The organism is Aestuariivirga sp., from assembly GCF_044239095.1.
Lineage (GTDB): Bacteria > Pseudomonadota > Alphaproteobacteria > Rhizobiales > Aestuariivirgaceae > Aestuariivirga.
Genome location: NZ_JBIICB010000016.1, coordinates 1 through 22,763 on the forward strand (window position 1 = coordinate 1; position 22,763 = coordinate 22,763).

Genomic DNA, 22,763 nt, shown 5'->3' on the forward strand with positions numbered 1-22,763 from the left:
CAGCAGGCGACGGGTCTGCAGGAGGTCAACACCGCCGTCGACCAGATGGACCAGGTGACCCAGCAGAACGCCGCCATGGTGGAAGAGGCTACCGCCGCCACCCGCACGCTGACGCAACAGTCAACCGAGTTGGCGCAGATCGTCTCGCGCTTCACCACCGCGGCCAGCGCCATCATCGCCCAGGCGGAGGAAGCCCGCGAGCAGCATAAGCCGGTCCGCTCTGCCCCGACACGCAGGAAGACGGCTGCCGCCGGCGGCAACGCTGCCGCAGCAAGGGCTGAGTCCGCGGAGGGCTGGGAAGAGTTCTGATACCTCCCTCTGAGCGCGCATGCGACCGGGCCCCGTCCTGCAAGTGACGGGGCCCATTTCGTTTGCCACAGCGTTGACAGGTATTGCACGCGCCCGCAGAGTGGCCGTCGAAATTGAAACTGGGGAGGCAGGCGATGCGGAAGACGGTGGCAGTGGGCATGGTGGGTTGCGGCTTTTATGCCCAGAACCACTTGCATGCCTGGTCGGACCTTGGCGCCGAGGGCGCAGTACTCTCCGCCGTCTGTGACCGTGACCCGGCGCGCGCCGAGGCTGCGGGCGCCAAGTTCGGTGTGCCCCACTTCACCGACATGAATGCCATGCTGGACAAGGTGGAGATCGGCCTCCTCGACATCGCCACCCGTATGGACACCCACCGGGAACTGGCGGCGATCGCGGCTGAGCGCGGAGTGCCGGCTGTTGTGCAGAAGCCATTCGCGCCCACATGGGAGGAGTGCATCGCCATCGTCGAGAAGGCGCGCATGCACCAGTCATGGCTTGCCGTGCACGAGAATTTCCGCTTCGCCAGCGCCATGCGGGCCGTGAAAAAGGTGCTGACACAGGGCACCATCGGCACGCCGACCTGGGCCAGGCTCTCCTGGCGGACGGGCTTCGACGTCTATCGCGGCCAGCCCTATCTGGCGGAGGAAGAGAAGCTCGTGATCCAGGACGTCGGCATCCACATCCTCGATCTCGCGCGCTTCTTCCTGGGCGAAGTCGCACACCTGTCCTGCGAGACGCAGAAGCGCAACCCGAGAATCCGCGCGGAGGATACCGCGACGATCATGATGCGCCACACCTCGGGTGCCGTCTCCGTGGTGGAGGCGACCTACGGCGCCAAGCGCGGCGACGACCCATTCCCCGAGACCATGCTGGAAATCGAGGGTGACGGCGGCTCGCTGATCCTCACCAAGGGCGAGAAGATGACCGTCACCACCCAGGGCCTCACCTTCGAGGACCAGGTCGGCGGCCCCCTCCTTCATTGGACGAGCAGACCCTGGCACGTCTCGCAGGAGGCCGTGCTGCACACCAACCGCCACATGTTCGAGCGCGTGCGCGACGGCCTTCCCGCCGACACTTCGGGCGAGGACAATCTCAAGACCTATGCGCTCGTGGAGGCCGCCTACGAGGCGGCCCGCTCGCATGCCGCGGTGAAGCCCGCGCTGTGGCTGCCAAAGGCCTGACACGCCAGCGCGCGTCCGGAAGCCAGGCTTCAGTCGGCCCGGTCGAGGACCATCGCCTGTTCGTCGCCCGCCATCAGCCGCAGCTGGCGGTTCTCGCCCGGTGTGGCGCGGCTCACCTTCTGGATGAGATCGAGGAAGCGTTGTTCGGTTTCCATCTGGGGCTCGGGGCAGGCCATGCGGGTCACGCGCAGGGGGCCGAAGGACAGGCCTTCACCCGTCAGCGTGTAGCCACCGCTGAAGCGGTTGCAGCCGCTCCGCCCGCTCACCCGGCCTTCCTTGCCGAATTCGATGGTGACCATCACGCCCTCAGGCACCAGGCTGCCGCCCAGGCGGATCACCCGCCAGCCGCCTTCGATTGCGCTCATGATCTCGCCTCCACAGCCCTGGAACGTGCGGCCCGCGTAGCTGACCTCCACGCCGGTGGGAAAGGGCATGCCCGTCATCGTGTCAGCACAGGGCTGCTCGATGACCGTGGCCTCCAGCCGCTCACCACCGGCCTCGGCGATGAAGCGCGGGCGGCCGTCCTGCACGTCACGCGCCGCCACCGGGGCCTTGAACGTCAGGCCGAGGCCCGGCGCCTCGAAATCTATACCCGCAGCCGACACGTCGAGCCGCCACGACGGCTCATTGCCGCGGGCGGTGAGGCTGTCATCAGCTGCATGGGAGGCCCCCGCGGTGAGGACCGCCGCGAGACCGATGATCGCCCAGCGCAAGCCGGTCAATTCCCGGTCGAGGCTGTGCTGGCAGCCTCGCCTTCCGACTTGAGTTTCGTCACATAGGCGCTGAAGGGCAGGCCCTTGAGCTTTCCCGACAGCGACACGGGAAGCCACAGCGTGCGCCCCGACGGCAGTTCGCCGATCGGCGCGAAGGAGACGTCATAGCTTTCACGCGGCTCATTTTTCTCCGCCGCGCGGCCGGCGATGGGCGTCCAGCTTACCTCGCAGTTCCGCACCCGGCCGCTGTAGCCATCGCCCGTCATCGCGCCCTCGCCCTTGTCGATAAGCGCCAGCTCGAACACGTCGCGCCCATCGAAGATCTGATGAACAGAGGGACACGGCGTCTCGCCGGCGGTGCCGATCCTGAGGACGGCCGTCATCGGGTCGGCCACCTCGGCAGTGAGCGCGTTGTCGATCCGGGCGCGGCGCTCGGCCTTCTTCTCGCGCGGGGAATAGTCGATGCCGCCGCCATCCGTCCACTGCAGGCGGGCTTCGCGCGTTTTTTCGTCCCGCTCGCGCACCAGCCGGAAGCTGACCGGGTCGATGGCGGGTCCGCGTGCGCGGCTTTCCGCCTCCACCTTGGCGGTGTACTCGGCAAACACGCGGCTGATGCCGTGGCTCTTGACCTGGGCGCGGGAGCGCATGGCACCCTCCGTCAGGTCCAGACCATACTTCACCACCGTCATGGTCACCGGGCCGACGTCGATATTGTAGGAAACCGATACCGTGCTAACCGGTTCTGCCTGGGCCGAAGCCGCGGCTGAGGCCAGGAAGGCGGCCGCTGCAAGGGCAATCCGCATGTCAAATCCATTTCCCATTCCAGGCTGATACTCTAAACCCCCAACTTTGGCGGGAGTGTGTTGAACAGATGGAGTGATCTGGCAGCGCAAACCTGCCGTTTCCGACCAGCAACCCGGGGAACTCAACGTGCCGATCACCGCCCTCTATGCCGGCCTTCTTGCGCCGCTCTTCATCTTTCTCTCCATGCGGGTGATCCGGCGGCGGCGGGGCGCAAAGGTGGCGGTGGGAGACGGCGGAGACATGGCGCTGCTGCGCCGGATGCGCGTTCACGCCAATTTCGCGGAGTACGTGCCCTTCGCATTGCTGCTGATGGCCCTGGCCGAGAACCTCGGCACATGGCCGTGGTTGCTGCATCTGCTTGGCCTTGTGCTGCTCGCCGGCCGCGTGGCTCATGCCTACGGGGTGTCGCAGCCGAAGGAAACCTTTGCGTTCAGGATCGGTGGCATGATGGCGACGTTCGCAATGATCGGCGCCGCGGCGGCGGCCTGCTTCTTCGGTGCGGTTGCGAACATCATGGCGCATTAGAGCATGATCCGCAAAAGTGGAAACCACTTTTGCGATAAGATCATGCTCAAACTATTGATCTTGCGCGAGTTCTTTTCGACCAGGTGATTCCACCTGGTCGGAACGCGCGCTAGCGCGCGGCACCCGCCTTCAGGCCCAGCCGGATCTGCTTCTCGATCTCGATGATCGCAAAGAAGGCAGCACCCACGCCCACGATCAGCAGCCCATCGCGCAGCGGGACGGGTTCGGTGCCAAGCAGGCGCTGCAGCGGCGGCAGGTAGGTAACGGCGAATTGCGCTGCGGTGACGGCGGCGACGACGAACCACACGGCCCTTGTGCCGCGAACGGCATCCCATGTGAGCGAGGTGCCGTGGATGTTGCGGATGAAGAAGAGGTGGAAGATCTCCAGCACCACCAGCGTGTTCATTGCCATGGTCTGGGCGAGGGCAAGCGAATGGCCCGCGTCGATGGCGTAGGTGAAGACGCCGAATACCGCGGCGAGAAACAGCAGCGCCACCAGCACCACGTGCCAGATGAGCTCGCCCGACAGGATCGGCGCGTCACGGCGGCGCGGCGGGCGTGACATGGTGGCAGCTTCCGTCGGCTCGAAGGCCAGCGCAAGGCCGAGGGTGATGGCGGTGATGAGGTTGACCCACAGAATCTGCACCGGCGTGACCGGCATGGCGAGGCCGGCAACCAGGGCCACGACGATGGTCATCGCCTCGCCCGCGTCAGTGGGCAGCGTCCAGCTGATCACCTTCTTGAGATTGTCGTAGACGGTGCGGCCCTCGCGCACGGCGGCGGCGATCGAGGCGAAGTTGTCGTCCGCCAGGACGAGGTCGGCGGCCTCCTTGGCGGCCTCCGAGCCCTTGAGGCCCATGGCAATGCCGGCATCAGCGCGCTTCAAGGCCGGCGCGTCGTTCACCCCGTCGCCCGTCATCGCCACCGAGAGGCCGGCGGCCTGCAGCGCCATCACCAGCCGCAGCTTGTGCTCGGGGCTGGTGCGGGCGAAGACGTCGACATTGGCGGCCTCGAGCTGAAGCCCCGCGTCGTCGAGCCTGTCGAGGTCTGCGCCAGTCAGCACCTGCTGCGCATTGACGAGGCCAATCTGGCGGGCGATGGCGGTGGCGGTGCCTGCATGGTCGCCGGTGATCATCTTCACCCTGATGCCCGCCGCCCGGCATTCGGCAACCGCAGCAATGGCCTCGGCCCGCGGCGGATCGATGAGGCCAACGAGGCCCAGAAACTGCAGCGATCCCTCCAGCATGGCAGCATCGATGGCGGCTTCCTGCCCGGGGCGCTCGGCCAGCGCCAGCACCCGGAGGCCCTGGCGCGCCAGCGCATCGGCGCGGGCATGCCAGTGGTGAATGTCGACCCCGGCGCACATGTGCAGCACCCGCTCTGGCGCACCCTTCACAAGGGTGATGCGGCCCTCCGGACCGTCAATGAGCACGGCCATGAAGCGGTGGCGGCTGTCGAAGGGAATGGCGTCGAGCCGGTGCCCCCGGTGATCACCCATGACTTTTCCGGCGAAAGCCAGCAAGGCCCCCTCCATCGGATCGCCATCGACGATCCAATGCCCGCCGCGATTGCTGATCGCCGCGTCGTTGCACAGGCAAGCGGCGCGGGCGAGGCGGGCCAGGCCGCCTGCGGGGCTTACCGTGCCTTCCGGTGCATAGCCCTCGCCCGTGATGGTGAAGGAGCCTTCCGCCGTCTCGGCCACGGTGACCATCATCTCGTTGCGGGTCAGCGTGCCGGTCTTGTCGGTGCAGATCACCGAGACGGAGCCGATCGCCTCGATGGCGGGCAGGCGGCGGACGATGGCATTGCGCCGCGCCATGGCCTGCACGCCAATCGCCAGCGTGATGGTCATGACCGCCGACAGCCCTTCCGGGATCGCCGCCACGGCAATGCCGACGACAACCATGAAGAGGTGTGAGAAATCCTGGTGCCCGACGAAATAACCGTAGGCCAGCAACAGACCGGCGGCGAGCAGGACAAGGAAGGACAGCCAGCGCGCGAAATGGTCGATCTGCGCGACGAGCGGCGTCGTGAGCTGCTCGACATCCGCCAGCAGGCCGCCGATGCGGCCGATCTCCGTGGCGCTGCCGGTGGCCACCACGAGGCCGCGCGCCGCGCCCTGCGTGACCAGCGTGCCCGACCACAGCATCGGCCGGCGGTCACCGAGGGCCGCGTGCTTCGCCACGGGCATGGTGCCCTTATCCACCGGGACGGATTCGCCCGTCAGGATCGCCTCCTGCGCCGCAAGCCCGCGCGCAGCGAGCACGCGGAGGTCGGCGGGGACCTTGTCGCCTGCCTCCAGCAGGACGACGTCGCCCGGTACGAGATCCGCGCCGTTCACCGTGACACGGCGCCCGCCGCGCAGCACGGCGGCGCGCGGCGCCAGAATGGCGTGGATCGCCGCCATCGCCTGCTCGGCCTTGCCCTCCTGCAGATATCCGATCAACGCATTGGCCAGCACCACGGCCAGGATCACGGCGGTGTCCACCCAGTGCTGGAGGCCTGCGGTTACCAGTGCTGCCGCCAGCAAGACATAGATCAGCACATTGTTGAACTGCGCCAGGAACCGCATGAGCAGGCCGCGCCTGCCGGGCTCGGGCAGCCGGTTGGGACCATGCTCGGCCAGCCGCCGCGCCGCCTCCTCAGCAGCCAGGCCCCCAGCACTCGCAGAGAGGGCTGCGAGGCAGTCTTCCGCTGTCCGGGCGTGAGGATCGGCGAGCGCCACCTCAGCGCGCCGTGTAGCCGCCGTCGATGGCGATTTCAGCGCCGGTCACGAATTTCGCCTCCTCCGAGGCCAGCCAGACCACCGCCCAGGCGATGTCATCAGGCTCTCCCATGTGGCCGATGGGGTGCATGGCCCCTGCGGCGGCCTTCGCGGCCTCAAGGTCGTCCGAGGTGGCGCGCAGGTGGTTCTCCACCATCGGTGTCCAGATATAGGCGGGGTGGATGGAATTGACGCGGATCTTCTCTGCCGCATAGGTGATCGCGTCGTTCTTGCTCATCAGGCGGACCGCGCCCTTCGAGGCGTGATAGGGCGCGATCCCGCCGATGCCGATCAGCCCCGCGATCGATGAGAGGTTGACGATCGCCCCGCCGCCCGCGGTGCGCATGTGCGGAATGGCGTGCTTGGTGGCGAAGAACACGCCCTTGACGTTGACCGCCTGCACGCGGTCCCATTCCGCCTCGCTCACATCTGCCGTCGGCTCTGGCGAGCCCGAGATGCCCGCATTGTTCACCAGAACGTTCAACCCGCCGAAGCGCGCGGCCACCGCATCGATGGCGGATTTGACCGCCTTCTCGTCCGTCACGTCGAGCGTCCAGAAGGCAGCCTCAAAGCCGCGCGCGGCAAGTTCCGCGGCAAGCGCCCGGCCTTCCGCCTCCTTCACGTCAAGGATCGCGACCTTCGCCCCCTCCTCCGCCATGCGGATCACGCAGGCGCGCCCGATTCCCACAGAGCCGCCAGTGACGGCGGCAATCTTTCCACAAAGCCGGTTCATGCGATGTCTCCTTTTGCTGGAATGGACCCAGTATCGCTGGCGTGAGCCCGCCCGGCCTTGCGGAGGATCAAGCCCGAAACTTACGGTTCCGTAATGTCCCGGCGGGTCCCGAGGGCGCCGCCGCAGCACAGCCGACGTCGATATCCTGCTCGCGGAGAGTTGAACCGGGCGGGGATAGCCTTCTCAACCGCGTCAGGCGCGCCGATGCGGGTGACCTGACTGAGACGCAGGAGCCCTCAACAGCGGCCGCGGGCGTCTGCTTCAGTCCTTCTGGCCTTTCACGAAGGCGGCGAAGGCCTCGTCATAGGCGCCATGCCAGCGTGACAGCGGCGGACGGTTCTCCACGATGTCGCCAGCCGCCCAGAGGATGCGCTTCTCATCGAGCGCGCGGGTCACCTCATTGTCCGGGCAGAGGATGTAGAAATCGCCCGCGGCAAGCCGCTCGAGCATGAAATCCACCGTCTGTTCCGGCGTCCAGGCGCCCGCGGGCTTTGCGGTTCGGCCCTTCGCCGTCAGTTCCGTGAAGACAAAACCGGGAATGAGGAGATGCACGGAGATGCGGCCGCCCGCGGCATTGCGCAACTCATGCGCCAGCGCCTCCGTCATGACCTTCACGCCAGCCTTCGAGACATTGTAGGCCGGATCGCCCGGCGGTGTGGTGATGCCCTGCTTCGAGCCGGTGTTGATGACCAGCCCCGGCTTTTCTTGCTTGATCATCTCCGGCACGAAGGCCTGCACGCCGTTGATGACGCCCCAGAGGTTCACCGCGATCACGCGCTCCCAGTTCTCACGCGGGCCGAACATGGCGCTTCCCGGCTGGATGCCGGCATTGTTCATCAGCACGTCGACGCCGCCCCAGCGCGATCTCACCCTGTCTGCCAGGGCAGAGACTTCCTCAAGGCGGCTCACGTCTGTCTCCGACGTCATCACCTGGTCCGCACCCTTCGGTGCTGCCTCCTGAATGTGGCGCGCGGCGGCGGCGAGCCTCTCCTCGCCCATGTCGGCAATACAGACCTTGAGGCCTGCCCGCGCGAAGGCCACGGCTGCAGCCAGCCCGATGCCCGCCGCGCCGCCGGTGACGACGGCGACGTTTCCGGCTTGAATTGCGGGGTGTGTCATGTGCTTTGATCCTTCTCTGGCCTGATGGCGGTTGCCATGCATTGGGTCATCGATGGAAGGGATGTCAAGCCACAGGCGAGACGGACCAAGGCTTACGCTGGCGCACCCTCCCCCCGGCGCGCCGGAGCTTGAACAAGGATTGGTCAAATGGCTGTTTTTCTGGCGATTTCCGCGCATGAGCAAAATCTCCGCACTGCGTTAGCCTGCAGCTGAGATGACGGCAGAGACAGTTGGAAGCCCGCCTCCGGCCCGACTGGCTGCGAGACGTGAATTGAGTTGACACCTTCCGGACACGTGAAATACGGTTCACCCTCAGGAAAGTAAGTTTACTTTCCGGGGAGTAACGACGCCCCGGCAAATGGGGCGCATGAAACGCGAAACAGGAGCCATGCAATGAAACTGAGAATTCTCGCTGCGGCAGCCCTGGCGCTGGGTGTCAGCAGCGCCCACGCCAGCGATTCGGCTGATCCGATCGTCATTCCGACTCACAACTGGTCCAGTCAGGTCGTGATGAGCAACGTGGTCGGCCAGATCTTCCAGTCGATGGGCAATTCGGTCGAGTACGTCTCGACCGACAGCCAGGCCGTCTATGAGTCCGTTCGCCTCGGCGATGCCGCGCTGGAAGTGGAAGTCTGGGAAGGCGCATTTGGCAAGTCCTTCCGGGCGGCACTGGAAAAGGGCGGACTTCATGACGCTGCCACCCACAATGCCGTCACCCGCGAGGACTGGTGGTATCCGATGTGGACCAAGGAGGCCTGCCCGGGCCTGCCCGACTGGAAGGCGCTCAACGAGTGCGCCGAGAAGTTCGCCACGCCGGAAACCGGCAACAAGGGCCGCTTCCTCGGCGGGCCGGTGGACTGGCTCAAGCACGACCAGGAGAAGGTCGACGCGCTGGGCATGAACTTCGTGGTCGTCAACGCCGGTTCGGCTGCCGCACTGTGGGCCGAGATCGCCGCTGCCGAGAAGACCAAGAAGCCGATCGTGGTGTTCAACTGGACCCCCAACTTTGCCGAAGCCGTCTGGCCCGGCGAGTTCGTAAACTTTCCGGAATGGGTCGAGGGCTGCGACAAGGATCCCGCCGTGGGCCCGATGCCGGACAAGCTCTATGATTGCGGCAATCCCGCCAACGGCTATCTCAAGATCGCCGCCTGGGATGGCATGAAGGAGAAGTGGCCCAAGGCCTATGCCACGCTGCAGAAGGTGTCCTTCACCAATGCGCAGATCGCCGAGATGGCAAAACTCGTGGACATCGATGGCATGGAGCCGGAAGCAGCCGCCACGGCTTGGCTGAAGGCCAACGAAGGCCTCTGGAAGCCCTGGACCGAGTGAACCCAAGCGGTTCGACCGATCTGACCTGCACATGAACCGCCACCCGGCTCGAGCCGGGTGGCTTTCAGCAGCGGAGAATAGCTTGGCCGATCGAGACATCGCCATTTCGTGCCGGAACCTCTGGAAAGTCTTCGGCAAGAACGTGGACCGCATCGCCCCGCGCCTGTCGCCGCAGACCACCACGGAGGAACTGCAGTCGCTGGGCCTGATCGCGGCGGTCAGGAACGCGTCGCTGGACATTGCCACAGGCGAGATGCTGGTGGTCATGGGCCTGTCAGGCTCCGGCAAGTCGACGCTGGTGAGGTGCCTTGCCCGGCTGATCGATTCGACCAGCGGCAGCGTCATCATCGAGGGCCGCGACATTGGCGCGATGACGGAGCCCGAGCTCATCGAATTGCGCCGCCGCAAGATGGGCATGGTGTTCCAGAGCTTCGGCCTGCTTCCACACCGCACGGTTCTCGACAATGTCGCCTTCCCGCTCGAGATGCGCGGCCAGAACCGTACATCACGTATCGCCCGCGCCACCGAGATGCTTTCGCTCGTGGGACTCGCTGGGCGCGAGGGCTATTTCCCCCGCGAGCTCTCCGGCGGGCAGCAGCAGCGCGTGGGCATCGCGCGCTCGCTGGCGGTGGAGCCCGACATCTGGTTTCTCGACGAGCCCTTCTCGGCGCTCGACCCGCTGATCCGCCGCGAGATGCAGGACGAATTCCTCCGCCTCAAGGCCATGATGGCCAAGACCATCGTGTTCATCACCCACGACTTCGACGAGGCCCTGCGGCTCGCCGACCGGATCGCCATCATGAAGGACGGCATGGTCGAGCAGTGCGACACGCCGGAACGGATCGTCATGGCGCCTGCCACGGATTATGTGGCGAAGTTCACCTCGGCCGTGGACCGCGCCCGGGTGGTGCATGCCTCAGCCTTCGCCAACCCCGTGAACGGCCGCGAGGTGACAGGCCCGCCATTGCCCGGCAACGCTACGCTCCATGAGATTGCCCGCCAGCTGGTGGCGGATACGCGCGCCCTCATTCCGGTGGCAGCCCATGATGGCCGGATACTGGGCCTGCTCGACCGCTCCCGCGCACTTGACCTGCTGCTGGGGCCGGAAACCGTCCCGCCGTCCCCGGACCCCGCGCGGACAACGGCATGAGCTACCGGCAGGGCGGATGGCTGCTCCTGGCCGTGGCCGTGGCGCTGGCGCTTGGCAAGGACTATCTTCCTGAGGGCATGATCCGCTTTCCCGATGCGATGATCCTGCCGTTCGCCGACTGGATCAACACCGCCTTCAACTTCATGCGCGACGACCTGGGACTGATGGCGGTGACGCGCGCCTTCTCCGACGTGGTGGAGTTCGGCCTCGACGTCACCGCGAACCTGCTCTACGGCAAGTCACGCTGGCCCCGGATCGGCCCCATTCCCTGGGTGGTGATCGCCGCGACGGCAGGCGTCGCGGGCTATGTGCTGGGTGGCTGGCGGCTGGCGGTACTGTCAGGCGGAACCTTCGTCTGGATCGCCGTCATGGGGCAGTGGAAATGGGCGATGGAGACGTTGTCCGTCATCGTCGTGGCGGTGCCCGTTTCAGTGCTCCTCGGACTGCTGCTCGGCACACTGGCCTGGCGCTTCCGGCTGGCGGAAGTGATCCTCAATCCGCTCCTCAACATCGCGCAGTCCCTGCCCCACTTCGCCTACATGATCCCGGTCGTGGTGTTCATCGGCGTCGGGCCGAAGGCCGGGGCGATCGTAACCATCATTTTCGCCGTGCCGCCGATGATCCGCATGACGCTGCTGGGCCTCAGAGAGGTTTCCCCCGAAATCATCGAGAGCGGCAAGATGAGCGGCGCAACGCGCTGGCAGCTGATGAGCCGCGTGCGCATTCCGGCGGCACGCACGGAGCTGCTGATCGGCGTCAACCAGGTCATCATGCAGAGCCTCGCCATGGTGGTCCTCGCCTCGTTCATCGGCATGCCGGGGCTCGGGCAGAAACTGCTGCAGTTGCTGCAGGCACTCAAGATCGGGCTGTCGGTTGAGATCGGCATCACCATCGTGCTGCTGGCGATCGTGCTGGACCGGATGTCCAAAGCCTGGGCCCATCGCCAGCCGGTCCATCTTCCCGAGCATGCGGGCTGGCTGGAGCGGCACCGCATGCTGGTGGTGTGGGCAGCCCTTTTGGCGGCCGGTTTCGGGCTGGCCGGGATCAACGATTACTTCGTGGAGGTGGAGCGCAGCCAGGCGCTCAGCATCGCAGGGCCCATCGATGACGCCATGAACGCCTTCATCTGGCTCATCACGCCGGTTACCGAGTGGCTGCGCTGGTTCCTCATCACATGGGTTCTTATTCCGCTGCGCAATGCCTTCCTGTGGTTCCCGGTGGTCTCGGTGCTTGCCCTGCTGGCGGCGATCGGATGGCGGACGGGGGGAGCGCGCTCAGCACTCGTCTGCCTCGCCTTCTTCGTGCCGATCGCACTCTCCGGCTGGTGGGACCGGGCCATGATCACCGTCTACATGGTGCTTGCCGCGGTGGCACTGGCGCTGCTGCTCGGCCTGCCGATCGGCATCCTGAGCGCCCGCCGGCCTGAGCGGGCGGAGCGCGCGCTCCTCATCTGCGACACGCTGCAGACCTTCCCGAGCTTCATATACCTCATTCCGGTGATCATGCTCTTCGGCGTCAACGACGTGGCGGTCATCGCCGCCATCACTGTATTCGCGACGGTTCCGATCGTCAGATACATGATCGAAGGATTGCGCAACGTGCCGCCCGAGACCATCGAGGCGGCCGCCATGTCGGGCGCCAGCGAGCGCCAGCTGCTTTGGCACGTCAAGCTGCCGCTCGCCGTTCCCACCATCCTGGTCGGCGCCAATCAGTCCGTGATGTTCGCACTCTTCATGGTGATCATCGCCGCGTTCATCGGCACGCAGGATCTCGGCCAGGAAATGCAACGCGCGCTCTCCTCTACCGACGTCGGAAAGGGGCTCGTGCTCGGCTTCGCGGTGGCCTTTATGGGGCTCATGGTCGACCACCTGATCCTGACTTGGTCACGCCTGCGCAAGCAGGGTGCATCCATCTGAAACCATCGCGGCAGTTGCCGCCTGATCCTGCGGACAAACGTGAGCGTGTTCGTTCCGGCCAGGTGATTCCACCCGGCCGGAACGAAAGCCAGCTATGGCGGCTCACATCATCCGCTTAATCTCTGTGTACTCTCCGTCCGTCTTGAGGATGACGGTCACATCGGCCTTTCCGCGGTTTCGCCAGAACCAGCCGTGCTTGCCGTCAAACCCCGCCTCGAGGACGCCTTCGGCTGCCGGAACGGCCCTGCCCTTTTCGTAGCTGACCTCCTCGCCGCCGCCGTCGCCGTGCATATCGAAGTTCACGACTCCGCCTTCGACGCTCCAGGTGAACGTCACCTTCGCGCCCTTCAGCATGCGCAGTTTCACTTCGGCGCCTTCACCCGGCTTGAGCGTGACCGTGGTTGTGTCGGAGCGGGTGGCAGGCGCGTCCTGTGCGTGGGCCGAGGCGATGAACAGTCCGGAGAGGATGTCGCCAAGCAGGCTCGACTGCTGCCCGGGGGCGGGTGCTGCCGGCGGCTGCTCCTGCTGCTGCTCGTCCATCAGCCGGTCGCGCGCGGCTTCTTCCGCGAGCTGCTGCTTGATCTCGCCCATCTCGGCAAGCCCGAGCGCCCGGCCGATGCCCGTGGGATCGATGTTGTACTCAGCCGGAAGCACCACCGTCACCAATATGACGATGGCGGAGATGATGGCGATGATGGTTGAGCGCAGCAGCTGCCGCGTGGTCGGCAGTTCGGCGCGGGTTGGGATGTCGTTGTTGTACATGTCGTTCTATCCTTCTTCGGATGTTCAGGAGACGATATAGCCGGTGAGGTGATAGCCGATGAGCACGAAGCCCAGCGTCATCATCACCGTGTTGGCCGTATAGGTGTGGCGCCAGAAACTCGCGGTCCGGCGCCAGTACCCCATGACGATGAGGATGGCGGCAAGCGCCAGGAGCTGGCCGATTTCGACGCCCACATTGAAGGCGATCAGATTCGGCAGCAGCCCGTCTGGGGCGATGTCATAGTCGAGGATCTTCGAGGACAGGCCGAAGCCGTGGAACAGGCCGAAGATGAAGGTGGCCGCCTTGGTGTTGGGCTGCCAGCCAAACCAGCGCTGGTAAGCCCCCATGTTGTCGAGCGCCTTGTAGACCACCGAGAGCCCGATGATGGCGTCGATGATGTAGCTGTTGATGCCAATGTTGAAATAGACCCCTAATAGCATCGTCGTCGAATGGCCGACGGCGAAGAGGGTGACGTAGAGCGCGATGTCCTTCAGCCGGTAGAGAAAGAAGATGACGCCGAGCAGGAACAGGATGTGGTCATATCCCGTGACCATGTGCTTGGCGCCAAGATAGATGAAGGGCAATATATGGATCCCGGAAATCTCCTGGATGTAGCCCTTGTCGCCCTCGGCGACGGCGTGCGCCAGCGCGGCGGTCGAGAGGACCGTGAGGGATGTGAGAGCCAACAGGCAGATCAGGAACGGCCTGGGGTCCAAGATGGAAGGACCGCAGCCGCCCCGGTTATGAGGCAAGTTCATATTGATATCTCGTCGTGAATTGTCGAAAGCGGCCGGAGTGGCCGGGGGTGTCAGACGGGATCCGCCAATTTGGGCGGCCGGTCGATGCCGAAGGCCGCAGCGGACTCAGGAAGGCCCGTCAGCGTGCGCGGCCAGCGTTGCGGCGCTGGCCAGTTCCAGTGCCTGAGACCGCCGGGAAAGTGGGCGAACTGATGGGAATGATCGGCAGGATCATGCCCATGAAGGTGTCCGGCCGCCCGGTCATGGCTCTCGTCATCGTCGTGACTGTGTCCATGTCCGGCGTGGTCATGGGCGGAATGGCCGGAAAGCCATGCGCTCTTCGCATCAGCAGGAGGCGGCAAATCATGATGAGTGGCGAGCGGCACCGGCGCCAGGATGAGACAGCCCACCATGATGGCAATGGCGGCTTCCCTCAAGCGCTGGCGCAGGATGAACCGTGACCCCATCAACAGCCGGAAGACAGATGCCAGAAAAAACGCTGCCCCGCGCCAGGCCACCGGCTCACCGCCGGACATGCACCGTTTCCGGATCAACCGTTGAATTCCTGCCGCCGTCATGCCCCATCCCGCTGCGAGATGAACCGTTATGTGGAGCTTTCCGGCAGAATTGTGAAGTCCCTTCGCTCATCCTTCGCATGAAGCAGAAGAACACCGTCTCCGGCCAAGACCAGCCTGGCAGCGGGCGCTGCCAGCCCGCCGCGGCCATCCGCATCCCGCGATTAACGTTGTAATGCGACCGGCAAGAGCCTATCTAACCCAAATCGACACTTTTGGTCTGATGGCCCGATCTCGCGCCTTTTTATCTGTTTTTTTGCACGAGTTCTCACCTTCTCTTCAAGAATATCGGTGGTTTCGATCCGCAATGGTGCGGAAGGAAGCTCGTGCAGCAAAGGATAAAGACACATGCAGACAGGTACAGTGAAGTGGTTCAACGCGCAAAAGGGCTTCGGCTTCATCGAGCCGGCCTCGGGCGGTCCTGACGTTTTCGTGCATATCAGCGCCGTTGAGCGGGCTGGCTGGACCAGCCTCAATGAAGGCCAGAAGCTGTCCTACGAGATTGCGACTGACCGGAAGAACGGCAAGTCTTCCGCCGACCGCCTCCAGGCAGCTTGATCGATAAAAGTCCTTCACGCGCGAACCACGGATTTACTGGTCGCGTGCAACGGGAATTCAATACGCGCCGGCACGATTGGCCGGCGCGGCATTTCATGACGTCCATTTCCGAAAGGGAGATGCCCATGGCCCTCGCGGGTACGATTTATCTTTATCGTTCGATCAAGAGCAAGGGGCTGTTCTGCTTCTCTGCGGAGTCCAAGCCCGACGGCCTTCCCCAGAGCCTCTCGCCGTGGCGCCGGTTTGGCGAGGTCTCCCCGGCTGAAAAACTGCCGCACGGACTGCAGCGCAACGCCATCGCGCCGGGCATGCGCGAGAACGGATATCAGCTTTATAGAAAGAAGCCCTCCAGGAGCGAACAGAATTGAGAATCTTCGTCAAAGATAACAACGTCGAACAAGCCCTGCGCTTCCTCAAGAAGAAGATGCAGCGCGAAGGCCTGTTCCGTGAGATCAAGGCTCATGCAGCCTATGAAAAGCCATCGGAACGGCGGGTTCGCGAAAAGGCCGAGGCCATTCGCCGGGCTCGGAAGCTGGCAAGAAAGAAGGCACAGCGCGAAGGGCTTCTGCCCATGCCGAAGCCGAAGGAACGCCCAAGGCGGCCCTCGAACCCATTTGCCGCAAGCGGCGCGCCGCGGTCCTCAAGCACGCCTGGCGACACCACCGGAACCGGCGGTTCGAACTGATCTTACTGTGGGATCACCGGCCCGCAGCGCTGGCCGGCAGATCCTCGAGCGCACCGAACGGAACCATCCTCTTCGACTGCTGGTCCCACAGGGCCAGCTTTACGCATTTCAGGCTCTCCAGAAGCGTGAGCCGGCCGATGTTGCGCAGTTCGGGATGGTGCGACAGAACCTCCGAAAGCCTGTAGAACGGAATCCGGCTGGACAGATGGTGGAGATGGTGAACGCCGATGTTCCCCGTGATCCACATCAGCGGCGCGGGTAGGTCGTAGAACGAACTGCCATGCAGGGCAGCATCGGGATGCGACCAGTCCTCGTCCTGCTCCCAGTAGGTCTGCTCGAACTGATGCTGGACATAAAACAGCCAGACGCCGACCGATGCGGCGATGGCGATGATCGGAACATGGATCACCAGAAACGTTGAAACGCCCATCAGCATCATCAGCGAAACGGCAAGCGCCGCGATGCCAAGGTTGGTGAGCATGGTGCTCAGCCACGGCATGGCCCCGCGGTTCATCGCGCCCACGGGCAGGCGGTGCTGCAGGAAGAACAGGTAGGAGGGCCCGGCCACGAACATCACCAGCGGGTGGCGGTAGACCCGGTAACGAAGCTTACCCCAGCGGCTGCGCGAGCGGTATTCGTCAACCGTCAAGGTGTCGATATCACCGATGCCGCGGTGCTCCAGATTTCCGGAACCCGCGTGGTGAAGCGCGTGCGAATGGCGCCAGAAATCATAGGGTGTGAGGGTGAGAACGCCGAGCACGCGGCCAGTCCAGTCATTGGCCTTGCGCGAAGAGAAGAACGCGTTGTGACCGCAATCATGCTGGATCATGAACAGGCGGACCAAGAGCCCGGCCGCCGGAACAGCAAGCGGCAACGCAAGCCACGCGCTGACATCAGCCAGCATCCACATGAGACCCCACAGGCCCAGAAACGGAACGGCAGTCACAGCGATCTCGAAAATCGCGCGGCGATTGTCAGGAAGCCTGTAGATGCCAAGACGGGAAGACCAATTTCTCGCGCCGAACGTCACTTGTCTGGAAACTCCGCAGAAAAGGTTTTGGGATGCAACACAGGGAGGGGTCAGGCGGCGGGCCGCACAAGAGCCGACAGGGCTCAAGGGCACAAAACGACGAAGAGCTATATTTGGGGTACCTCAGCCGGAAATGAAAGGCCAAACTGCATCCCGGCCAGCAATCGTCACCGCGGATCACTCCAAGGCTCTGTAAGCTGCTGGATGGAGGTTCAGTGGCAGGTCAACAATGGCAAAGCTCGACGTGCCCGAAAACATCACGCATGCCGTCCACCAGCGCGCGTTCCGACCAGGTGTAATCATCTGGTCGAAATAAACTCGGGCAAGATCATGCTCTAAGAAGAGCGTGACAGGATTTTGATGCTCACCTCTCCCCCTCTGAACGTGACGCTCCGCTTGCCTCCAGGAGGAAAGAGAGACTTCAGAAGCAGTGTGAGGCGAGCAAGATCAAGGCCTCTGAGATTGGGGGACACAGATAAGCCGTCTGACGTCTCCAGACTGAAGCTTCGTCCCCCGGCTTCGGGGCAGAGATACAGCAGAAGCGAGTCTCTTCCTTTGCGCCGAACCAGGCTTCGCTTTCCGATGTGACGGAAGTCGATCCGGCGTTTTCCCCTTGTCAGCAGAGCCAGATCAAGCAGTTGGCGCGCAGCGAGAGCCGGATCGTCGAGTGCGAACCGGCGCAATGACGCCTTGAAGCTTGGGTGTTTCTTGTTCAGCGCTGCCAGCGGTTTGCTCGCCTCTTCAGGCGGCCGCGTCCCGAAAGAGATGCCACCTGCGTGATAAACAAACACATCGAGCGCATGCAGGTTACGAAAACCAAGCTTGAGTGCTCGAAAGCAGAAGTCATTATCTTCGCCGTAGCCGGTCCTGAATGTCTTATCGTCGAACCTGCCAATCACCTGCGCGGCAGCACGCGAGACATACATGCAGAAACCGATGCCGGTGGGAATGTCAACGGCCTGGCCCTTGTTGAACCTCGCGCAAAGACGGTCAATGGTACGGGCCGCCATACGAGCCTGCAGGGTATTCGCTTCGAATATCCTCGGATAACTGCAGAGAGATGCGTTGTTGCTGAAGGGAGTCACCGTGGCGACACCCTCTCCGGCATGTGCCGCCAACCTGTCGACCCAGTTGCCATAAACCATCGTATCGCTGTTCAGCAGCAGCACATCACGCTGAGGGTGCAGGGCGAGCGCCTTGTTGACCGTGCCGGCGAAGCCAAGGTTCCGGCTGTTGTGCAGGAGCGATATCAATCCTCTGCGTGCGAGTAGTTGCAGATGCCGGATGAGTTCCGCATCCGGCGATTTGTCGTCAATAACGACTAGCTGAAAAGGAGTCTTGTTCTTCGATGAAAGCACCGCATGAACGGCCAGGAGCGTCTCGTGAAATCCGGAATGCACCGGCATCACAACGTCCAGCGCGACACGCACCCCCTTGCCCCAGGGGCGCTGAAGGCCCGAGAAATCCGGAATGCGGTCCCTCGTGCGCCCAGGCAGAGGAACCTGTTGCGCGGCGGTAAGTCCTGAACTTGGCCCTTCTGCCCGCAGGCGCAAGGACAGATGAAGCAGCGGATTCATGCCCGTTGCGGCAAGTCCCGGATGCTGCGCGAGATAAGCAACAGAATCGAATGTGAAAGAGGGCCGGAAACCCATCCTGTAGCCGACCACGAGATAATGGCTGATCGGATCAACAAGCTTCAGCATGGGGTCTGCAGCAAGATAGCTGTTCAGATAAAAGCGTTCGTCGAAAACGCCTGCCGTCCGAATCGCCTCGACGGCTTTTGCAGCATCGAGGCCTCCGCTGGTGATGCCGGCCATCAGCGAGATGAGCGGCCTGGAGGGTTGCGTCATCGGCGATTACCGGTCATCGGAATCAACTGGTGCAGATCTATTTCTTGCGGGCCGGCCGTGCTCTGGTGGCCTGAACATCCTCCGGCCCTGCCTCGCGCAGCAATCCTGTCTGCTGCATTTCGTCAACAAGCTTCCGCAACTGCGCCTTGGGTGCCGTCTTGAGTTCGAACTCCTCTTGAAACACGGCGCTCAAGACATCGAAACCAACGGGCCTCTTGCAGAGCAAGAAGACCATAGCGGCTGTATGGTTCAGATAATGAACAGTCTTGAATTCTTTGTCATAGACGGCAATTCCGTCAACAACATCCACAACCTCCCATCCTTCGCCCTGAACATATTGCGCTGAGGATTTGACCGCCAAGCCGGACTTCGAAGGAGGCTGTTTGGTCTTGGCAGCGGGTTTCTTCGCGGGCGCCTTGCCCTTGTCAGAAGCAACGACAGGGCGCTTCGCCTTACGGCCAGTGGCCTTTTTTCCCGCCTTGATGCTGGCCGAAGGAGTTTTGCGCCTTGCTGCGCTGGATTTTGTACTTCGATTGACGGCGCGTGCGGTCATTCGGCAACTCGGGTTAAGGCGCTCCTACGGCGCTCGCTCTTGATTCGATTCTGCCGCTGTGTCCCTGCCCGAAGGCAGCTTCCCTCCGCAGACCTGTTAAATGCAATCATGGCGCTCAGCCGCCTTGCGGCTGAGCGCCATCAAACTGCGGACGGAAAGGTCAGAACTTGAAGCTCACCGTTCCCCTGACGATCGACATGTTCAGGTCGATGTCAGCATCGCCCGTATCACCGAATTGGTATGAGCCCTCTCCGAGATCAACATAGAGGTATTCAATACCCAGCATGACGTTATCGGTCGCCATGTAGTTCACACCGGCGCCGACAGTCCAGCCCACCTGGGTGTTGCTATCGCTGTTGATCTCACCGGACCCGGACACGCTCAAGTCTGCATCGACACCGCCGAACGCCAAACCACCCGTGCCGTAGACCAGGACATCGCCCATTTCAAAACCAACACGTCCGCGAAGTGTGCCAAGCCAGCTCAGCGACGCATCAACGTCATAGTCGGAACCCGTAAGATTGATGACCGAGGGCTCGACGTCCGCATTGCCGGTCGCGTTCAACCACGACAGGTCGCCCACGGCGCCGATGACCAGACCATTTCCAAGCGCATAATCAAAGCCAACAAGACCGCCGATCATGCCGCCTTCGAGATCGCCTTTGCCATCCTCGGACACTACTTGCGACAGAGTATCGTTGTGGTCGCGGAGCAGATCACCCTTGACGTCCGCCTCACCGAAACCGTAGCCGCCGGTCACACCGATGTAAAAGCCACCACCCTGGGTGTCCTGGGCTTGCGCCGGTGATGATGTTCCGATGATGGCAATGATGGCTCCCGCTGCGGTTGTCGCTAAGGCTGCCGAGACGCGTCTGATCATAAATTGATCCCCCATAATTCTTTGGAAGTTACGATAATCGGAGTGTGCAGGAAAATCCATAACGAATGCTGGATTCGGCCAAAAAAAAATTTGCGGGGCAGCGTCAGGACTAAGTCTATGATATTACACTAAGTAGATAATTTCATGATTTTAGTTATCCACTTTTGGTACTCAACAATGGGAAATTCTCTTGAAGTTCCCATCAAAGTTATGTCATTAAGGCAGAAATTCGTTGCATGGGGCATCCAATGTTGAATTCTGAAGTTTTCTCTCCCGAGACGCGCAAGGCCGTTGTCCAGCAGTTGAAGAAAGGCGGATATAAGTTGCCCTCGCTTCAATCCTTCAACGTTGAGACCCACGGAACGGTTGGTCACGTTCTCTACGCCGGAAATATGTAATCCAGACAAGAGCTTAACGACACAGCAGGATCAGCGCCATTGGCGAGTTCCGCTGTTACCGCTCTCCTCATCGTACGAAATGAGGAACAGAACCTTCCCGCTTGCCTTGAATCTCTCGCCGGAAATGTCGACGACATACTAGTGGTCGACACCGGCTCCAACGACGAAACGGTAAGTCTTGCCCGGAATGCGGGCGCCCGGGTCCTTCATTTCACTTGGGTCAATGACTTTGCAGCGGCTCGAAACCACGCGATTGACGGGTGCCGGACTGGCTGGGGTTTCTACTTTGACGCTGACGAGCGCCTTTCCCTGAGCTCGCGTGTATCGATTAGCAACCAATTAGATCCATCATGGGTTGCAGCGGACGCCCTTCTTCAGCCAAAACATAATTACACCCGCTGCCGCCTGCCCCGGCTGTTCCGCATCGACCCGCGAATCAGGTTTGAGGGTGCGATACACGAGACGATCGTGCCTTCGCTCGAACGCCTGCAGGACACGCGCGGCACCGTCGGAACAACGCGAATCGAGATTGATCACCTTGGCTATGAGGGCGACCTCACCTCCAAGCATCATCGCAATCTTCCCTTGTTGATTCGCTGCGCCACAGAATGGCCAGAGCGGGTGTATTACCGGCTTCACCTCGCCGAAACGCTCCTGGGCCTTGACCGGACAGCCGATGCCCTTGCGGCAGGGCATGCAGGGATCGCCCTCGCGCAACGCTCCGGAACGGCAAGGTCGCGGATCGATGGCGCGGTGCTCTGCCAGCTGCTTGCCGCCCACCAGCTTCGGAATGGGACTGATTCGCTTGACCTCATTGAGGCAGGCCTTGCCCTCCATCCGGAGAATTATGGACTTCTCCTGACACTCGCGCAAAGAAACCTGCAGCACGGCAACGCCGAAACATCACTCGTTATCGCACGAAAGCTGCAAGCCATCGATCCGGACACGCTCACGCCGGGGCTCATCGCCTATGACCGTGACATTTTCGGCCGCCACGCCGTAGCGATGGAGATTGCTGGCCTTTCTCGATTGGGCCGCAAGGGTGAAGCGGCCGCGGTCCTGGCAAGGACGGCCCGCTCCGCGGCGAGGTAAGTCAAGCAGCCTGCATCCGTGTTGCTTTGATCAAGGCCAAGGCTGCCCTGTCATAGGAATTGAATGTCTTCAGATAGCTCTGGGTCTTTGTAATCGTGCGCGAATCACGCGTGCGGGGAGAGGACAGGTGCCACACATTCCCGCCGGCATTCACCTCAATGGCATAGAGCTTTCCTGAGGGCACGTCCCTCACGATGTCACATCCGAGCAAGGGGGTCGCCGGAAATGCGGACTGAATGGAGGTTGCAAAAGCCATCACGTCTGGCTCGGTGTTGATCTTCGGCGCGGTACGGTTCCGGGGCGGCTCCGGCAGAATCGCCTCGAGCACCCCGTCCGCGGAGTCCAGCGGCGGATGAGCCTCAGGCGCCTCGGCCAGGTTCTGGTAGATGACCTCTCCGAACAGCGTCAGGCAGCGGTAGACACTAAACCGGGCACCGGTGTCGACGAAGGACTGCACGATCATCGGCTGAGACGCTGCAAGATGATCTGGCGGCAGATCCTCCAGCTGAAGACCACTCAGACGGCCAGTGCGGAACAGATAAAGGCCGCGCCCGGATGAGGACACATCAAGATTGACAGGCTTGAGTATGCAATAAGCGCCCCATTCCGGCTCCGGCAGGCTCATGCCGAACTGGAAGGGCGCCGTGCGCGGCGTTGAAATGCCGGCGGCAGACATCATGCGATACTGCTCAAGCTTCGCGATGGCATGATTGAATAGCAGCTTGCCCCTCAAAGGAGTGAACTTCCCGACAGGACCGAAGCCCACGGTCAAAGCCGGGCGCGCCCACCAGGCGCGATCCACAAGATCGGCCCGGTCAGCCCTGCCGACCACCATCACCTGCACGTCCGGCGCCAGCGCCCGGATCCGGTCGCGGATGATCAGCAGGTCGTCAGTCGCCATATGCTCTGGCTGAGCAACCAAAAACAGGGATCGTTCAACAGGGTGCGCCCATGGCATAACTTATCTTAACTCCGGCAAGCCCCTTGACTATACAGCATTATGAACCGTTCAACAGTCAGCAAAAAAGTCCTCTTGGCGCCAACAGCGGACTACGGACGCTGACAACGGGCGCTGTCGAAATCGCTCTGCATTGTAAGA

Annotated in this window: 22 protein-coding genes and 2 pseudogenes; 11 read left to right on the forward strand and 13 right to left on the reverse strand. The window is 62.8% G+C overall.

Features of this window, described 5'->3' with window-relative positions; all coding sequences use genetic code 11:
* Together ACILRA_RS02785 and ACILRA_RS02790 are read left to right on the forward strand one after the other, a co-directional pair.
* Positions 1 to 309, forward strand: a pseudogene (locus ACILRA_RS02785) (methyl-accepting chemotaxis protein); the annotation flags it as partial.
* Between the two features lie 134 nt (positions 310 to 443).
* Positions 444 to 1,490 carry a Gfo/Idh/MocA family protein gene (locus tag ACILRA_RS02790; protein ID WP_395660567.1) on the forward strand — a complete coding sequence of 349 codons (1,047 nt, stop codon included), beginning with the start codon at positions 444 to 446 and terminating at the stop codon, positions 1,488 to 1,490.
* Between the two features lie 29 nt (positions 1,491 to 1,519).
* On the opposite strand, the gene ACILRA_RS02795 is transcribed toward ACILRA_RS02790, so the two are convergent.
* Together ACILRA_RS02795 and ACILRA_RS02800 are read right to left on the reverse strand one after the other, a co-directional pair.
* On the reverse strand, positions 1,520 to 2,203 hold the full coding sequence (locus tag ACILRA_RS02795) for an META domain-containing protein (RefSeq protein WP_395660568.1): 684 nt from the start codon (positions 2,201 to 2,203) through the stop codon (positions 1,520 to 1,522).
* Between the two features lie 5 nt (positions 2,204 to 2,208).
* Complete coding sequence (locus ACILRA_RS02800; RefSeq protein ID WP_395660569.1) at positions 2,209 to 3,006, reverse strand: DUF3108 domain-containing protein; 798 nt, start codon at positions 3,004 to 3,006, stop codon at positions 2,209 to 2,211.
* A 127-nt stretch (positions 3,007 to 3,133) separates the two neighbouring features.
* Here ACILRA_RS02800 and ACILRA_RS02805 point away from each other — a divergent pair, with 127 nt between their 5' ends.
* The gene (locus ACILRA_RS02805; RefSeq protein WP_395660570.1) at positions 3,134 to 3,532 is read left to right on the forward strand and encodes an MAPEG family protein; all 399 of its coding nucleotides are present in this window, start codon (positions 3,134 to 3,136) and stop codon (positions 3,530 to 3,532) included.
* Between the two features lie 109 nt (positions 3,533 to 3,641).
* Here the strand turns inward: ACILRA_RS02805 and ACILRA_RS02810 are convergent, their stop codons facing one another.
* From ACILRA_RS02810 to ACILRA_RS02820, 3 genes are all read right to left on the reverse strand, one after another.
* Entirely contained in the window at positions 3,642 to 6,257 is a 2,616-nt protein-coding gene (locus ACILRA_RS02810) for an HAD-IC family P-type ATPase (protein ID WP_395660571.1), read from the reverse strand.
* Between the two features lies 1 nt (position 6,258).
* Positions 6,259 to 7,029, reverse strand: a complete 771-nt coding sequence (locus ACILRA_RS02815; protein ID WP_395660572.1) for an SDR family NAD(P)-dependent oxidoreductase — start codon at positions 7,027 to 7,029, stop codon at positions 6,259 to 6,261.
* Positions 7,030 to 7,290: 261 nt separating this feature from the next.
* A complete protein-coding gene (locus ACILRA_RS02820; protein ID WP_395660573.1) occupies positions 7,291 to 8,148 on the reverse strand; it encodes an SDR family NAD(P)-dependent oxidoreductase in 858 nt (285 codons plus the stop codon).
* A 393-nt stretch (positions 8,149 to 8,541) separates the two neighbouring features.
* Here ACILRA_RS02820 and ACILRA_RS02825 point away from each other — a divergent pair, with 393 nt between their 5' ends.
* The 3 genes from ACILRA_RS02825 to ACILRA_RS02835 all read left to right on the forward strand — a co-directional run bounded on the left by ACILRA_RS02825 (position 8,542) and on the right by ACILRA_RS02835 (position 12,543).
* Complete coding sequence (locus ACILRA_RS02825; RefSeq protein ID WP_395660574.1) at positions 8,542 to 9,477, forward strand: ABC transporter substrate-binding protein; 936 nt, start codon at positions 8,542 to 8,544, stop codon at positions 9,475 to 9,477.
* An 82-nt stretch (positions 9,478 to 9,559) separates the two neighbouring features.
* Positions 9,560 to 10,627: a glycine betaine/L-proline ABC transporter ATP-binding protein gene (locus ACILRA_RS02830; RefSeq protein WP_395660575.1), complete on the forward strand. Its 1,068-nt coding sequence runs from the start codon at positions 9,560 to 9,562 to the stop codon at positions 10,625 to 10,627.
* Positions 10,624 to 12,543, forward strand: coding sequence for an ABC transporter permease (locus tag ACILRA_RS02835; RefSeq protein ID WP_395660576.1), 1,920 nt, complete (start codon positions 10,624 to 10,626; stop codon positions 12,541 to 12,543). The genes ACILRA_RS02830 and ACILRA_RS02835 overlap by 4 nt, the downstream gene beginning before the upstream one ends.
* A 102-nt stretch (positions 12,544 to 12,645) precedes the next feature.
* On the opposite strand, the gene ACILRA_RS02840 is transcribed toward ACILRA_RS02835, so the two are convergent.
* The 3 genes from ACILRA_RS02840 to ACILRA_RS02850 all read right to left on the reverse strand — a co-directional run bounded on the left by ACILRA_RS02840 (position 12,646) and on the right by ACILRA_RS02850 (position 14,579).
* On the reverse strand, positions 12,646 to 13,305 hold the full coding sequence (locus ACILRA_RS02840) for a transmembrane anchor protein (RefSeq protein WP_395660577.1): 660 nt from the start codon (positions 13,303 to 13,305) through the stop codon (positions 12,646 to 12,648).
* Positions 13,306 to 13,329: 24 nt separating this feature from the next.
* Positions 13,330 to 13,992, reverse strand: coding sequence for a HupE/UreJ family protein (locus ACILRA_RS02845; RefSeq protein WP_395660578.1), 663 nt, complete (start codon positions 13,990 to 13,992; stop codon positions 13,330 to 13,332).
* 122 nt (positions 13,993 to 14,114) lie between these two features.
* Complete coding sequence (locus ACILRA_RS02850; RefSeq protein WP_395660579.1) at positions 14,115 to 14,579, reverse strand: hypothetical protein; 465 nt, start codon at positions 14,577 to 14,579, stop codon at positions 14,115 to 14,117.
* Positions 14,580 to 14,966: 387 nt separating this feature from the next.
* Between ACILRA_RS02850 and ACILRA_RS02855 the strand changes: the two genes are divergently transcribed.
* From ACILRA_RS02855 to rpsU, 3 genes are read left to right on the forward strand one after another with little or no spacing between them, the layout of a single operon-like run.
* Entirely contained in the window at positions 14,967 to 15,176 is a 210-nt protein-coding gene (locus ACILRA_RS02855; RefSeq protein ID WP_395660580.1) for a cold-shock protein, read from the forward strand.
* A gap of 44 nt (positions 15,177 to 15,220) precedes the next feature.
* Positions 15,221 to 15,544, forward strand: a complete 324-nt coding sequence (locus ACILRA_RS02860; RefSeq protein ID WP_395660581.1) for a hypothetical protein — start codon at positions 15,221 to 15,223, stop codon at positions 15,542 to 15,544.
* Positions 15,541 to 15,861, forward strand: a complete 321-nt coding sequence (gene rpsU, locus ACILRA_RS02865; RefSeq protein ID WP_395660582.1) for a 30S ribosomal protein S21 — start codon at positions 15,541 to 15,543, stop codon at positions 15,859 to 15,861. The genes ACILRA_RS02860 and rpsU overlap by 4 nt, the downstream gene beginning before the upstream one ends.
* A 13-nt stretch (positions 15,862 to 15,874) precedes the next feature.
* Here the strand turns inward: rpsU and ACILRA_RS02870 are convergent, their stop codons facing one another.
* The 4 genes from ACILRA_RS02870 to ACILRA_RS02885 form a co-directional block, all read right to left on the reverse strand.
* Positions 15,875 to 16,891 (reverse strand): fatty acid desaturase, encoded by a 1,017-nt coding sequence (locus tag ACILRA_RS02870; RefSeq protein ID WP_395660583.1) that lies wholly within the window; start codon positions 16,889 to 16,891, stop codon positions 15,875 to 15,877.
* 335 nt (positions 16,892 to 17,226) lie between these two features.
* Entirely contained in the window at positions 17,227 to 18,741 is a 1,515-nt protein-coding gene (locus tag ACILRA_RS02875) for a glycosyltransferase family 2 protein (protein ID WP_395660584.1), read from the reverse strand.
* Between the two features lie 37 nt (positions 18,742 to 18,778).
* On the reverse strand, positions 18,779 to 19,294 hold the full coding sequence (locus ACILRA_RS02880; protein WP_395660585.1) for a hypothetical protein: 516 nt from the start codon (positions 19,292 to 19,294) through the stop codon (positions 18,779 to 18,781).
* Positions 19,295 to 19,454: 160 nt separating this feature from the next.
* Positions 19,455 to 20,174: an outer membrane protein gene (locus ACILRA_RS02885; protein ID WP_395660586.1), complete on the reverse strand. Its 720-nt coding sequence runs from the start codon at positions 20,172 to 20,174 to the stop codon at positions 19,455 to 19,457.
* Between the two features lie 437 nt (positions 20,175 to 20,611).
* Here ACILRA_RS02885 and ACILRA_RS02890 point away from each other — a divergent pair.
* Positions 20,612 to 20,863 (forward strand): annotated as a pseudogene (locus ACILRA_RS02890) (glycosyltransferase); the annotation flags it as partial.
* A gap of 177 nt (positions 20,864 to 21,040) precedes the next feature.
* The gene (locus tag ACILRA_RS02895; RefSeq protein WP_395660595.1) at positions 21,041 to 21,664 is read left to right on the forward strand and encodes a hypothetical protein; all 624 of its coding nucleotides are present in this window, start codon (positions 21,041 to 21,043) and stop codon (positions 21,662 to 21,664) included.
* Position 21,665: 1 nt separating this feature from the next.
* Here the strand turns inward: ACILRA_RS02895 and ACILRA_RS02900 are convergent, their stop codons facing one another.
* The gene (locus ACILRA_RS02900) at positions 21,666 to 22,565 is read right to left on the reverse strand and encodes a hypothetical protein (protein ID WP_395660587.1); all 900 of its coding nucleotides are present in this window, start codon (positions 22,563 to 22,565) and stop codon (positions 21,666 to 21,668) included.
* Positions 22,566 to 22,763 lie beyond the last annotated feature (198 nt).

Bases quoted from the DNA above. Each gene is read 5' to 3' on its own strand.
- ACILRA_RS02790 (WP_395660567.1), top strand. From the start codon at position 444: ATGCGGAAGACGGTGGCAGTGGGCATGGTGGGTTGCGGCTTTTATGCC.
- ACILRA_RS02800 (WP_395660569.1), bottom strand. From the start codon at position 3,006: ATGCGGATTGCCCTTGCAGCGGCCGCCTTCCTGGCCTCAGCCGCGGCT.
- ACILRA_RS02815 (WP_395660572.1), bottom strand. From the start codon at position 7,029: ATGAACCGGCTTTGTGGAAAGATTGCCGCCGTCACTGGCGGCTCTGTG.
- ACILRA_RS02820 (WP_395660573.1), bottom strand. From the start codon at position 8,148: ATGACACACCCCGCAATTCAAGCCGGAAACGTCGCCGTCGTCACCGGC.
- ACILRA_RS02825 (WP_395660574.1), top strand. From the start codon at position 8,542: ATGAAACTGAGAATTCTCGCTGCGGCAGCCCTGGCGCTGGGTGTCAGC.
- ACILRA_RS02835 (WP_395660576.1), top strand. From the start codon at position 10,624: ATGAGCTACCGGCAGGGCGGATGGCTGCTCCTGGCCGTGGCCGTGGCG.
- ACILRA_RS02840 (WP_395660577.1), bottom strand. From the start codon at position 13,305: ATGTACAACAACGACATCCCAACCCGCGCCGAACTGCCGACCACGCGG.
- ACILRA_RS02850 (WP_395660579.1), bottom strand. From the start codon at position 14,579: ATGTCCGGCGGTGAGCCGGTGGCCTGGCGCGGGGCAGCGTTTTTTCTG.
- ACILRA_RS02855 (WP_395660580.1), top strand. From the start codon at position 14,967: ATGCAGACAGGTACAGTGAAGTGGTTCAACGCGCAAAAGGGCTTCGGC.
- ACILRA_RS02875 (WP_395660584.1), bottom strand. From the start codon at position 18,741: ATGACGCAACCCTCCAGGCCGCTCATCTCGCTGATGGCCGGCATCACC.
- ACILRA_RS02880 (WP_395660585.1), bottom strand. From the start codon at position 19,294: ATGACCGCACGCGCCGTCAATCGAAGTACAAAATCCAGCGCAGCAAGG.
- ACILRA_RS02885 (WP_395660586.1), bottom strand. From the start codon at position 20,174: ATGATCAGACGCGTCTCGGCAGCCTTAGCGACAACCGCAGCGGGAGCC.
- ACILRA_RS02900 (WP_395660587.1), bottom strand. From the start codon at position 22,565: ATGGCGACTGACGACCTGCTGATCATCCGCGACCGGATCCGGGCGCTG.